Source organism: Chengkuizengella sediminis (genome assembly GCF_010078385.1).
In the GTDB taxonomy this organism is placed as follows: Bacteria; Bacillota; Bacilli; order Paenibacillales; family KCTC-33759; genus Chengkuizengella; species Chengkuizengella sediminis.
Genome location: NZ_SIJC01000003.1, coordinates 266,673 through 279,211 on the forward strand (window position 1 = coordinate 266,673; position 12,539 = coordinate 279,211).

The window sequence follows — 12,539 nt, forward strand, 5'->3', positions numbered from 1 at the left end:
GTGAACGGCATGAAGCAAGATCAAAAGATGACAGATAAATTATTATATAACGGAAAACCTTTAAAAACATTATCAACAACGTTAGGTATTGCTCTTGTCGCAAATTTAGCTTTGACACCTTTTGTATATGCAGAAGGAGATACAACGAGCAGTGCTGAACCGAAGCTTGTGGAGTGGTCCTCCGAGGATGTAACAAAATATTTTGATGCAAACATGGACTGGAATATTCCTTTACTTATACCAGAGGAAGAACAGTCCGAGGGTGAAACTCAATCAGAATCAGGAAGCAGTAACCAACCTGTATACATTAATAACGGTTTTGGATGGGACGATATGTTATTGTATCACTTAATCTTTAACAGTGGACGTTCCTATTCAACAAGAGGTTGGTATGATTCAAGACCTGTTTATGATCCTAGAACAAACCAATCGTACAAACCTAAATCATATGATTCAGGTAAATTTCAAAACAAACCTGTTGTCAATTCCACTGTCAGACCAAAAACGGTCAACAGTCAGGGGACAATAACAAAGAGGGACAGCAATAAAAGTTCATCTACTTCAAAAGGAAGCATTGGAAATAAATCCAGCAATATGAGCTCTTCGAGCAAATCAGGAGGAAGTTTCGGTGGATAAAGCAGTGTACCGTGTAGTAGGCTCACCCCATCCAAATCGTCAAGAAAGAATGAGTCAACTTGAGGAATTAGGTTTTACATGGGGAGATCTTGACCATTATTGGATAGATCAAGTTGTTTCCATTGATCAACAAATGTGGGATGAGATTAAATTTGCTTCTCAAAACTTGTGGACTATTTTTGATAAAGCTGCTCGCTTTACGTTCGGGAAAAGAGATCTATACGCCCTTCTATCTATCCCAGAGGTATTATGGGATGCTTTAGATTTATTACTTCCTAACGAAGCAGAGAAATTGAGCAGGTATGCCCGATTTGATTATTCTATTACTGAGCAGGGTGAGATCAAATTATTTGAGCTAAATGCAGATACACCAACTGGTTATGTCGAATCCTCAGTTGTTACCCCCTGGATTTGTGATCAATACGAATTAAACTCACCAAATGTAACAATGAAGGAGCAGATTCGTTTAGCCTGGGAAAAAGAGAAACCAGATTACGCTACTTGTATCGCTTATGGAGAACATTTAGAGGATTCAGGTACAATCGACATGCTTGTTAAACACAGCGGATTAGAAGTTAAGTGCATTGATACATTAGAACTATCCGTTGATGATGGTGTTGTGAAAGATAAAGAGCTTAATCCCGTTAGAAGTATGTTTGCCTTATATCCAAAAGAATGGATGGCAGTTGATGATGGTGGAGAAGCATTAGCCTATTCGATTGAATCTAAAAATATTGAGATTTTTAATTCCTTACATTCCATTATTCTACAATCTAAGGGATTACAAGCTGTCATATGGGGACTTCATGAATTAGATTCAGAAATCTTTACAAAAGAAGAACATGAGTGTATTGAAAAATATATGCTTCCAACGTATAACAAACCCATTTTTGATGGGAATTATGTATCAAAATCCATGTTTGGACGTGAGGGTGGATCCGTTCGTCTTTACGATCATCAAGGCACACTAGAAACACAAGATGAAGAAGGATACGATACTAGCGTTTTGTTTGATCGAGTATATCAAAAACGAATCGATCTACCAAAATTAGAGATGCACACTGGCGCATTTCATTTATTAACAGGTATTTTTATGATCAACGGGGAACCTTGTGGATTACTCGGTCGTGCAGGTGGATTAATTACAGGGAACTCAAGTCATTTTATTGCAATGGGGGTGAGATAATTTGAATCGGATATTACAATTTGTTATTTTTGGATTGATTCTCTTTATAGCGTTATCTTTTATTGGAAATTTATTTGATAATGATTCAAAAGTCTTAGAGACCAATCCAGTTTCCAGCAGTTCTGGTACAGTCTCTTCAGAAGCTGAAACCAATACAAATACACTACCTTGGGATTATAGGGTTGAAGAAGGAACTGTGGGAGATTTAATCGGTGGAGATATGACCGTTTTACCAGATAATTTACTATTACCTAACGATGAGAATTATGCTACAGGAGACAAAATATGGACCCTTCAATACATGAATGCACAAATGGATGTTTTAGAAAATGGGAGTAATGAGGTTCATTTATCATCATGGAAAGGCATTAAGTCATATAAATCGTTAGAAGAGGCTGAAAAAGATTTGGTGGAATTGAAAGTTCAAATTAAAACAGAAGTGGATTTGGTTGGTGTATACAAAACGGAGTTTGAAGGAGAGTTTAGGCAATTTGCGATCCTTACTTTACCGACAGGCCACGATATTAAACAACCAATTGATGAGGCAAGATATAATACGCTAAAAGAGAAAAAAACAGTAGAAGTTTATTTAGAAGAAATCCATAGTTACACGAATTTTGACTTGGCAATGGCCAAATTCCGGGGGTGGGTAGAGTGATAATAGTAGATTTATTGATTAGTGTACTTGTGATTACTATACTACAGTTGTTAGGCATGATTGTTTTTAGTTTAATCACTCCTTTTAATGATTTAGAAGAATTGAAAAAAGGAAATACTGCCGTAGGTTTAGCTTTTGGAGGAAAGTTCTTAGGTACCGCCATTATTCTAGGTGTTTCAGCTTACACTAATACATCCATCTTGCATATGTCTTTATGGTTTTTAGTCGGTTACCTTTGTTTATTATTGACTTATTTTATATTTGACTGGGTTACACCTGGCCTAAAGCTTTCTGAGCATTTAGAAAAAGGGAATATAGCTATAGGGGTATTGCTTGCATTTGTATATCTTGGCATAGGTTTCGCTGTTAGCAGTTTAATCATTTAGTAATATCAATATTCATCTGAACATTTTTCAAAAATGAGAGTTTTCTTCTTTATGATTTGTCTCCTCATTATGGAAAAGCAGATGTTCCAATGTGATTGTTGCAAACTGAATGCATAAAAGAAAATAGGGTGAAAAAGATGAGTTTATTTAAACGAATTTCAAATCTAATGAAAAAACCAGAGGCTCCAAGACCTGAAAAGACAATTCATACTGTGGTTCCTGGAGACTTTGTAGAAGTTTCTTTGGTCATGTATGAAATTATAGGAAAAACAACAAATTTCATGCGAAATGAAGCCATGCTCACATTAAAAGACGGAAGAGACATTCAATACCTATACACCGAAAAACGTGAAAAACCTACGTTTATTTTATTTACTGAAGTTGATGGAAGGTTGGATTCCTATCACGAGATCCCTTCAACTATTACTTTAGAAGATACAAAATATTTTCTAGAGGAACAATATAGCGGAAGATCAGGAGTACAGGGAAGCACTGCTTTTCCAAGTGCAGGTGAACAATCAGTATGGATTTTCCAATCCGATGATCGAAAATATTTACGTATTGAATGGCAAGATGGGCGATTCATGTTTTATGAAGGTGAGGATGTTCTTACTGGAGATATTGAAATATTGCAGGGTAAGGAATGATTCAGAGAAAAAACAGGTATTCTCACAACTTTTTGGCAAGAAATATATAAATTGAAATTGAATAATGCTAAAAGATGCTTAGACAATAATTAGATATGAATTGGATAATATTATTTGTTAAATAAAACCTCCAACCTAATGAGGTTTTATTTTTTTACTTTCAGCTCAATGAATGCTCCTCAATATGAGATTTAGCGGTATTTGGTGGTCTTATTGTTATTTTTTTAGCTCATTTTTGAAATTAGCGGTATTTGGTGGTCTTATTTTGGACAAAAACGGCTATTTCATGGTATTTTGGAGTGAGATCACCGAAATAAAGCCGTTAATTCCCTCTATTCACTTGAAGGGCTTGCTTTTCCTCAAATAAGACCAACATTTCCCTCTATTTTCTATTTATACTTACAATTCCACATAAATTTTAAGTAAATAATCTTTTACTGCTCTTTATCGTTTCCTCTCATATTATAAAATGTAGTTTTTACCTTCAATATTTAAACGATATGAACGAATTCGTTGATTGCCCCGCTCTGGTTTCATCCATTTTTTTGATACAAGACTATATAACAACTTCCTTGATGTTTTAATATCAACATCTAAATGTTTACTCAGTTCAATCGGAGTAACTGGTCTGCCTAATTTCAAAGCAAATCTAATAGCTTCCTTTTCAACCCAAGTGGCTTCTATTACATTTTTATCTTCACCAAACCACCTTCCCATAAATTGTTGTAATTTTTGTTGACAATAACGAGGACTATTATTAATATCATCGTATGTAAACCGAAGTATTTTCCAGCCATCTGTAATTAAATCATTTTGACGTCTGCAATGATCTGAAAATTCCCAACGGCTGATGTTCTGCCAATGTGTTCCAAACCCATCAATTTCAATGGCCAGTAACATATTAGAGCGGATATATGCAAAATCAATATACCGATTCCCATCTTTAAAATCACTAACTTGGTATTCTGGATGCAGGTATTTAAAATCATTAATTGCAGGCCACCACACCTTTTGCAAAAAGAGTATCTCTGCAAAATCATGACCTTCTTCTAGTCTTCTCAAACTAGCTCCTTTACGTAAATTCAAATGATCTTGTATAAACTTTTCATGTGCTTCTTCAAACTTCATTTTAATTACCTCCTATTAAATACACTTAATATACGATTAGAAAATACAAAGTTATTTGAAAGTAATTCTAATATAAGAAATTTAAATATCGCTGAACCTTGATAGATGCCGTGGATTCCTTCTCAGGGACCAACACTTGCAACACCTGTAAGATATTTAATGTTTATGAAAATAGATGAAAATGATTATTTCTCATAAAAAAACACCACTCGACTACGGAACATCCGTAAACTAGTGGTGTGTACTTCACGACCATTTTTTAGATTAGAAAAATTGATAAATTTATATTTTCACTAGCAGATATATCTCTAGTGTTTTTATTAAGTGTTTCTTTTAAATTCTTCTTCAAGTTTCACTAATAGATTTTTTTAAAAAAACTCTTATTTTAAATCATAAATTTCAAGTTAGGATTAGAATACCCATTTCTTTCATAAGTGTTCTTCTTATAAAAACTTAACGTAATACATTTTTATGATTATTAGATTAAGTTTACCTAACTATCTCTTTAAAACAGCTCTCTTCTACCTTCAAGCGCTTTTGACAAGGTGACCTCATCGGCGTATTCTAAATCTCCTCCCACAGGCAATCCATGGGCTATTCGAGTCATTTTTATACCAAATGGCTTCACTAATCGAGAAAGATACATCGCTGTTGCTTCACCTTCGATATTTGGATTTGTTGCTAAAATGAGTTCCTTTACTCTTTCATCACTAAGTCTGGTTAAAAGCTCGGCAACCCGAATTTCATCTGGACCAATTCCTTCCATCGGAGAAATAGCACCGTGGAGCACATGATAATATCCTTGAAATTCCTTTGTACGTTCCATTGCAACCAAATCCTTTGGCTCCTGAATAACACAAATGACGGAGGAATCTCTACTTTTATCACTACATATTCTACATGGATCAACGTCTGTAATGTTACAACAGACAGAGCAATAGTGTAAATTCCTTTTTACATTCACCAATGCTTTTGCAAATTCAACAACATCTTCTTCTTTCATACGAATCACATGAAAAGCAAGTCTAGCTGCAGTTTTCGTCCCAATTCCGGGTAGACGAGTGAAAGAATCAATAAGTTTTGATACTGGCTCCGGATAATGCAAAACGTTTAACTCCTTTTACCGATATTAGACAGAAACCCTTCCCTATAACTTTGTTCATAATGCCAATCACTAAAAAATAAAAGTGAGTTAAATTCTATTTTTCAAATGATTTTACATTCAACTTTTTTAATTGGGAAAGCTATATTATTTTATTAGTTACACTTTATTCTTAAAGTAGCCCTGGTGGTAATCCACCTGCGAATTTACCTAAGTCTTCATTTGCAAGTTCATCTGCTTTGTTTAATGCATCATTCATCGCAGCAACAATTAAATCTTGTAACATTTCAATATCGTCTGGATCAATTACTTCTGGCTTAATTACTACATCAGTAACTTTTTTATCTCCTGTAACTGTGACTGTAACTACACCGCCGCCAGCTGTTCCTTCTACCGCTTTTTCCTTAAGTTCCTCTTGAGCTTTTAACATTTGTGCCTGCATTTTTTTAACTTGTTTCATCATTTGATTCATATTATTTTTCATTATAAAACTTCCTTTCTATATTCAAATCATCCTATAATATGTTTAAACAATGTGTATTTGTTCTTCACTTTTCTTCATCTATTTGCACTAAGTCGCTGCCAAACAGTTGAACGGCCTCATCAACCCAACCTTTTTGTTTCTCCTCATTTTCTTGATCTTCTGGAACTAATTCTAAACTTTCGGTCTGTTCAGTTTTCTGAGTACCTTGAGCTTCTATGGATTCTAATTCATTCCAGTCCTTTAACATGACAGTTTTGAGCTGGATGGGTTCATTATATACTTCATGAAGGACTTCTTCAATGATTTGTTTGTTCGTTTGTTTTTCTGTTGTTTCTCTATGGATTGTATTTTTAAAAGCAACCAATACCATGTTATTTTTTACAGAAACAGGTTCACCATCCACTAACCAAGCATGTATCGTAATTTTTTTGGACTTTACTAAATTTAGTACTTGGCTCCATTTTAACAGAATACGTTTAAAAGCATCCTGTTCTTTTTCGTTTAAAAACCCAAGCAATTTTTCCTTTGATTGACGATTCAATTTTGCAATAGGTTGTTTAGGAGTATTTATATGCTTCTTTTCGTTAGTTGATGATGGTCGGGACTCAACCCCACCAGCTTTTTCCCATTTCGAAATTTGTTTTTCTAACTCTTCAACCCTTTGAATTAATGTTGCAATCGAGGGATCGTTAAAGTTGGTTTGCCTATCATTCGGTTTTTTATTTGTTTCTATTTTTGATGATGGCTTTTGCAAAGGTATAGAACTCTGCTCCTGAACATTCAAAGTACATATCTTCATGACTGCGATTTCTAATAATGTTTGTGGATTCGAAGCATATTTCATTTCTACTTGATACTGATTTAACGTATCAATGATTTGAAAAACCTCTTCATTCTCATATACTTCGGCTAAATTAGAATAACTAGATACGTCTAACACACGGTCTGTCACGTCCTGAGCCTGATCCACCATTTTTATGACTAATAAATCCCTGTAGTAATAAATTAAACTTTCTAAACATTTATCAGCATTTTTTCCTTCTTGCATCAGACGGTTCATCAGCTCAAGTATTTGACTTACATTCTGTTGTTTCACTGCTTCAGCTATTTTTAAAAACTGACTGGACTCAATACCACCTGTGGCGTCAATCACTTGCTCATACGAAATATGCTGACCAGAGAAGGATACAATTTGATCCAACAAGCTCAAAGCATCTCTCATACCTCCATCAGATAAACGTGCAATATATTGAAGTGCATCATCATCTATGGATATATTCTCCTGTTCACATATCAATCTCATTCTTTTCTCTTGTTCTTCTATAGCAACTCTTCGAAAATCAAACCTTTGACATCTTGAAATAATCGTAGCTGGAATTCGATGAGGTTCGGTCGTTGCAAGAATAAAAACAACATGGGCTGGTGGTTCCTCCAATGTTTTCAAGAGAGCGTTAAAGGCTTCCGTCGTAAGCATATGAACTTCATCAATAATATAAACTTTATACTTCACTTCTGTTGGAGCATATTTCACTTTATCACGAATATCACGGATTTCCTCAACACCTCTATTAGATGCAGCATCTATCTCCATAACATCCATAACTGCCCCTTCAGTGATTCTTTTACATGCATTACATTGATTACAAGGCTCCATAGAAGGTCCAGATTCGCAGTTTAATGCCTTAGCAAATATTTTTGCAGTGCTTGTTTTCCCAGTACCTCTAGGTCCACTAAACAAATACGCATGTGTAAAACGATTTTCTTTTAAGGAGTTTTGTAGGGTTTGTACGATATGTTTTTGTCCTACGACTTCTTGGAAAGTTTGTGATCTCCATTTGCGATATAAGGCAATATGACTCATTATTTTCTCCGAGTTTAATTAGATTTTTTCTGAATACCACTTGATATCATTATACTATAGATGTCCATAGATGAAAAACCACTCTTTGAGTGGTTTAATATTTAAATTTTAATGTGGTGAACGTCGACATCAAAACATCCTCCTGCAAGGAATACCTCTAAAAACGACCACATCCTTGTGGGTCGATCATAATCTGCCACGTCCTGTGGCCATTCCGACACCAGCGCATCCTTGAGCTGGTCACGATGCACCAGTTCATCCACGAACTGGCTACCTACCCGGAAGTGGCATACTAATAATAAAAGTGGTTCCAAAACCTTTTGACGACACTCTTATAGATCCACCAATGTCATGAATAATCCTTTGGCAAACAGATAACCCTAAACCTGTACCCTCTTGTTTTGTCGTAAAAAACGGATCAAAAATTTTATCTACTAAAAATGAAGGGATACCAGGGCCTGTATCGTGTATCTCAATACTTACCTGTTTATTTCTTTCATCTATTTTTTCTGTAATGCTTAATGTTCCTCCATCAACCATGGCTTCAATTCCATTTTTGCAAATATTCAGACATACTTGTTTAATTAACTCTGTATTAGCTAATATAAATGGAAGATCGCTTGCAGAATGATAATGTACTTCAACATCATGTAATATAGCTTCGTTATGTATAATCGGTTTTATTTCTTGCATCACTTTTGATAAATCTACTTGCTCAAACACAAAATCCCTTGGTTTGCTTAACAATAAAAACTCACTAACTAATCCATTGATCCGATCAATTTCTGTTAGCATAATATTCGTAAACTCAAACTCTTGATTCATCTGATTTTCTTTAAGTGATTTCTTAATGACCTGTAAGAATCCCTTAATAGAAGTAAGTGGATTTCGTATCTCATGTGCAGTACCTGCCGCAATTTGCCCAATCATAGCCAACCGATCACTTCTTTGAACCTGTTCTTCAAGAGAACGTAAGTTAGAAACATCTTTCAAAATAATGTAAGCTCCTACAGTGTCTCCATTGCTGTTCTTTAAAGTATTTGAATCCATAAGCAACTCAAATCTTTGTGAATCATTAATCCACGATACCGCATGATTTTTCGTAACCAAACCTTCTAGAACAGTACGCTGTACCAACTGGTATTCTCTAGGAACAGGTTTAAAAATCTCATCCAAAGATTTATCAATCACTTCTTCTTTTTTCATGCCAAATATGGTACATGCCATATCACTAATATCAATCAATTGAAATTCTTTATTAATGAGTAATACACCGAGATTAACATCTTTCATAAAGGTTGCAGAAAAATGCTGAATTAAGTTTGAATTATGTAGGTCATATAACATAAATAAATATCCTTGGTGTTGATCATCGTGGGATTGTAATGATATTACTGAGTATGTTGATTCAATAGTGGTTTTGTTTTTAGTGTAGATGCTTAATTTCTTATTATTTTGCAAAGTCTGAGCTAAACTCATAAGAGGTTCTTGGAAGTGAATAATGTTTCTTATTTTAATATTGTTAAGTTCTTCAATATCTACATAACCACTAGCCGATAGAAATACTGGATTACTAAAAGTAACCTCTTCTTTATCATTAATTATTATCATAGATGTACTTTTAACTTCAAGGGAGTTAAGTAGATTTTCTATCGTATATGGGAACTTTAACGTAACTGGAGTATACAAATACTTCAACCTCCCATTCCAACAAATTCCATCGTATATCATATGTTAATTCTACTTTTGTATAGAAAATTCCTCCTTATTCGAAAAAAATCTCACATGGTAAGTAAATCCAAAAAAGTAAATCTATATTTTAACAGAAAACTATCTCTTTCAGTCATAACAAGAAATAAACCTTATTACAATATTGCAAAATGGAAATTATCATGTTGACAAATGTCACAAAATATGACTTTTATGAAATAGAAAGTCGACAACAAAAAAAACCACCTATAGGTGATTTGATTTAAAGTGTTTTTTACCGTGCACCTGTTATTGATAATTGCGACATAACCGCTGCTTTTATCGTTAGCTCAGGTCAGGCGACCCCTCGGCACATGGAACATCCTACTTACGGCTGCTTTCTTCCGAACCTGACCGGATTCATAGGCATCCATTGCGAGAGACCTGACCGTCAACACTACGTGTAAAAGGCTGACATTACATCAACAATACCTCTAACTGGAATTCAACCCCGCTATAGCGGATTGCGGGTTACAGGGCACCGCTACCTCCCCGTCTAGCACGGCAAGATTAAGTATATCTGATTCATCATAAAATATCAAGCTTCAGAAACGATTACCATCTCATCCAGATTTATTACTACGAACCGTTACTTCATATCTTGGTAATTGTTTCATTGTTTCTTTATAAACTGTTTTTTCAATTTGTTTTATTTTCTGTTTAGATAAATGTTTGGGTACTTGAATGGTTATAACCATGTTAGTCCCGTTTGTAATCGTTACAGCTGAGCTAGTAACACCATCAATTCCTTTTAAAGATTGTTCAACAAGTGCCGTATCTTTCCTATAGTTATGATAGGATGGGTTTGTTGGCATATTGGGCAGTGATTTTGTAAGCCCTAAATAACCATCATTTTCATATTTTTTCGTTTGAACATTATTATCCTCTGCGTTACATCCTGTAGATATCCATATAACAACAGCTGTCATTAATAAAAGAAAGCATTTTTTCTTCATAAAAAAACCTCCCTTGGTCATTATCATAACCAAAGAAGGTTTCTATATGCTGTAAAAATAAGACTCTATTTTTACTGGTTGTTTTCTTATAGACCATATTTTTTCTTGAAACGATCCACACGTCCACCAGCATCAACAAACTTCTGCTTACCAGTGAAAAATGGATGACAATTAGAACAAATCTCAACACGAAGATTTTCCTTAACAGAACCTGCTTCAAAAGAATTTCCACAAGCACATGTTACTGTAGTTAATTCGTATTTAGGATGAATTGCTTCTTTCATTGTAATTACCCCTCTTTCCGCCCTGAATATTTTGCAATCCAGAGTTAAATTGACACATAAAAGATTCTAACACGTTCATTCTAATGATGCAACCCTTATACAAATAAGCCTGTCATGTTATTACACTTTTCTTTTATTTGTAGAAAGAGGTTTTGAAACTGGTTTTACCAAAGTAGATAAAAATTCTTGATTGGTTTTGGAGTTCGATAGTCTTTTCAAAAATGCGTCAGTGAAGTCTGGTGCGTCATTCATATTTTTACGAAGCAACCAGATTTTATCCAATTCTTCTTTTGGCACCAATAATTCCTCACGTCTTGTACCAGATCTGCGAATATCAATAGCTGGGAAGATACGACGTTCCGCCAACTTACGATCCAGATGAAGTTCCATATTCCCTGTACCTTTAAATTCCTCATAAATAACATCATCCATACGTGATCCTGTATCAATGAGTGCTGTAGCTAAAATAGTAAGGCTTCCGCCCTCCTCTACATTCCTAGCCGCACCAAAAAATCTTTTGGGTCTATGGAATGCTGCAGGATCAATTCCTCCAGATAAAGTACGTCCTGAAGGAGGAATAACTAAATTATAAGCTCTTGCTAAACGAGTGATGCTATCCATTAAAATAACAACGTCTTTTTTGTGCTCCACTAATCTAAGAGCTCTCTCCAAAACGAGTTCTGCAACTTTTATATGATTTTCAGGCAATTCATCAAACGTGGATGCTACTACTTCACCTTTTACAGAACGCTGCATATCTGTCACTTCTTCTGGACGTTCATCAACAAGCAACACAAATAATTCCATATCAGGACGGTTGGTTGAGATACTATTCGCAATTTGCTTTAATAATAATGTCTTCCCTGCTTTTGGTGGTGCTACAATGAGTCCTCTTTGACCTAATCCAACTGGAGATAATAAATCTATAATCCGAGTAGAAAGGTGAGTAGGGGTTGTTTCAAGAATGATTTTTTCTTGTGGAAAAAGTGGAGTAAGTGCTGGAAAGTGAAGTCTTTCACTAGCTTTGTCTGGGTCTTCACCATTCACAGCTTCAACTTGTAACAATCCAAAATATCTTTCATTATCTTTTGGAGGTCTACACTTACCAGAGACTAAATCACCTGTTCGTAAATCAAACTTACGAATCTGTGATGCAGATATGTAGATGTCTTCTTTGCTTGGCAAGTAATTGATCGGTCGAAGAAAACCGTATCCCTCAGGTAAGACTTCCAAGACCCCCTGCATGAACATCAGTCCGCCTTGTTCTGCTTGTGCACGTAAGATCGAAAATATGAGTTCTTTTTTTTTCATTTGACTATAATATTGGATTTGGAACTTCTTAGCTAAGGTATACAGGTCGTTCAACTTCAATTTTTCTAATTCTGCTAAATTCATGTCCATATAAGTACCACCACATTCTAAATTATTAATACAATTATTACTTTCTTTCATAAACAAATGA

General features: G+C 34.9%; 13 protein-coding genes and 1 other RNA gene. 5 read left to right on the forward strand and 9 right to left on the reverse strand.

The window, feature by feature from the left end; genetic code table 11:
• Positions 1 to 9: 9 nt before the first annotated feature.
• The 5 genes from EPK97_RS08415 (at position 10) to EPK97_RS08435 (ending at position 3,513) form a co-directional block, all read left to right on the forward strand.
• Positions 10 to 636: a hypothetical protein gene (locus EPK97_RS08415; protein WP_162036175.1), complete on the forward strand. Its 627-nt coding sequence runs from the start codon at positions 10 to 12 to the stop codon at positions 634 to 636.
• On the forward strand, positions 629 to 1,822 hold the full coding sequence (locus tag EPK97_RS08420; RefSeq protein ID WP_420826783.1) for a glutathionylspermidine synthase family protein: 1,194 nt from the start codon (positions 629 to 631) through the stop codon (positions 1,820 to 1,822). The genes EPK97_RS08415 and EPK97_RS08420 overlap by 8 nt, the downstream gene beginning before the upstream one ends.
• Position 1,823: 1 nt before the next feature.
• The gene (locus EPK97_RS08425) at positions 1,824 to 2,480 is read left to right on the forward strand and encodes a hypothetical protein (RefSeq protein WP_162036176.1); all 657 of its coding nucleotides are present in this window, start codon (positions 1,824 to 1,826) and stop codon (positions 2,478 to 2,480) included.
• Positions 2,477 to 2,866 (forward strand): DUF350 domain-containing protein, encoded by a 390-nt coding sequence (locus EPK97_RS08430; RefSeq protein ID WP_162036177.1) that lies wholly within the window; start codon positions 2,477 to 2,479, stop codon positions 2,864 to 2,866. Before EPK97_RS08425 ends, EPK97_RS08430 begins: the two co-directional genes overlap by 4 nt.
• 137 nt (positions 2,867 to 3,003) lie before the next feature.
• Positions 3,004 to 3,513, forward strand: coding sequence for a DUF4178 domain-containing protein (locus EPK97_RS08435; protein WP_162036178.1), 510 nt, complete (start codon positions 3,004 to 3,006; stop codon positions 3,511 to 3,513).
• A 462-nt stretch (positions 3,514 to 3,975) separates the two neighbouring features.
• On the opposite strand, the gene EPK97_RS08440 is transcribed toward EPK97_RS08435, so the two are convergent.
• The 9 genes from EPK97_RS08440 to rho form a co-directional block, all read right to left on the reverse strand.
• Positions 3,976 to 4,641 carry a PDDEXK family nuclease gene (locus tag EPK97_RS08440; RefSeq protein WP_162036179.1) on the reverse strand — a complete coding sequence of 222 codons (666 nt, stop codon included), beginning with the start codon at positions 4,639 to 4,641 and terminating at the stop codon, positions 3,976 to 3,978.
• A 505-nt stretch (positions 4,642 to 5,146) separates the two neighbouring features.
• Complete coding sequence (gene recR / locus EPK97_RS08445; protein ID WP_162036180.1) at positions 5,147 to 5,746, reverse strand: recombination mediator RecR; 600 nt, start codon at positions 5,744 to 5,746, stop codon at positions 5,147 to 5,149.
• Positions 5,747 to 5,915: 169 nt separating this feature from the next.
• Positions 5,916 to 6,227, reverse strand: coding sequence for a YbaB/EbfC family nucleoid-associated protein (locus tag EPK97_RS08450; RefSeq protein WP_162036181.1), 312 nt, complete (start codon positions 6,225 to 6,227; stop codon positions 5,916 to 5,918).
• Positions 6,228 to 6,291: 64 nt separating this feature from the next.
• Complete coding sequence (gene dnaX, locus EPK97_RS08455) at positions 6,292 to 8,088, reverse strand: DNA polymerase III subunit gamma/tau (protein ID WP_162036182.1); 1,797 nt, start codon at positions 8,086 to 8,088, stop codon at positions 6,292 to 6,294.
• Between the two features lie 270 nt (positions 8,089 to 8,358).
• On the reverse strand, positions 8,359 to 9,777 hold the full coding sequence (locus tag EPK97_RS08460; RefSeq protein WP_338075671.1) for an ATP-binding protein: 1,419 nt from the start codon (positions 9,775 to 9,777) through the stop codon (positions 8,359 to 8,361).
• A gap of 298 nt (positions 9,778 to 10,075) precedes the next feature.
• Positions 10,076 to 10,342: signal recognition particle sRNA large type (gene ffs, locus EPK97_RS08465), an RNA gene on the reverse strand.
• Positions 10,343 to 10,400: 58 nt separating this feature from the next.
• Complete coding sequence (locus EPK97_RS08470) at positions 10,401 to 10,793, reverse strand: hypothetical protein (protein ID WP_162036183.1); 393 nt, start codon at positions 10,791 to 10,793, stop codon at positions 10,401 to 10,403.
• An 86-nt stretch (positions 10,794 to 10,879) separates the two neighbouring features.
• A complete protein-coding gene (gene rpmE, locus EPK97_RS08475) occupies positions 10,880 to 11,077 on the reverse strand; it encodes a 50S ribosomal protein L31 (protein ID WP_160647894.1) in 198 nt (65 codons plus the stop codon).
• A 120-nt stretch (positions 11,078 to 11,197) separates the two neighbouring features.
• Positions 11,198 to 12,478, reverse strand: a complete 1,281-nt coding sequence (gene rho / locus EPK97_RS08480; RefSeq protein ID WP_162036184.1) for a transcription termination factor Rho — start codon at positions 12,476 to 12,478, stop codon at positions 11,198 to 11,200.
• Positions 12,479 to 12,539: the final 61 nt, after the last annotated feature.

Bases quoted from the DNA above. Each gene is read 5' to 3' on its own strand.
- rho (WP_162036184.1), bottom strand. From the start codon at position 12,478: ATGGACATGAATTTAGCAGAATTAGAAAAATTGAAGTTGAACGACCTG.
- rpmE (WP_160647894.1), bottom strand. From the start codon at position 11,077: ATGAAAGAAGCAATTCATCCTAAATACGAATTAACTACAGTAACATGT.
- EPK97_RS08435 (WP_162036178.1), top strand. From the start codon at position 3,004: ATGAGTTTATTTAAACGAATTTCAAATCTAATGAAAAAACCAGAGGCT.
- EPK97_RS08440 (WP_162036179.1), bottom strand. From the start codon at position 4,641: ATGAAGTTTGAAGAAGCACATGAAAAGTTTATACAAGATCATTTGAAT.
- EPK97_RS08415 (WP_162036175.1), top strand. From the start codon at position 10: ATGAAGCAAGATCAAAAGATGACAGATAAATTATTATATAACGGAAAA.
- dnaX (WP_162036182.1), bottom strand. From the start codon at position 8,088: ATGAGTCATATTGCCTTATATCGCAAATGGAGATCACAAACTTTCCAA.
- EPK97_RS08450 (WP_162036181.1), bottom strand. From the start codon at position 6,227: ATGAAAAATAATATGAATCAAATGATGAAACAAGTTAAAAAAATGCAG.
- EPK97_RS08470 (WP_162036183.1), bottom strand. From the start codon at position 10,793: ATGAAGAAAAAATGCTTTCTTTTATTAATGACAGCTGTTGTTATATGG.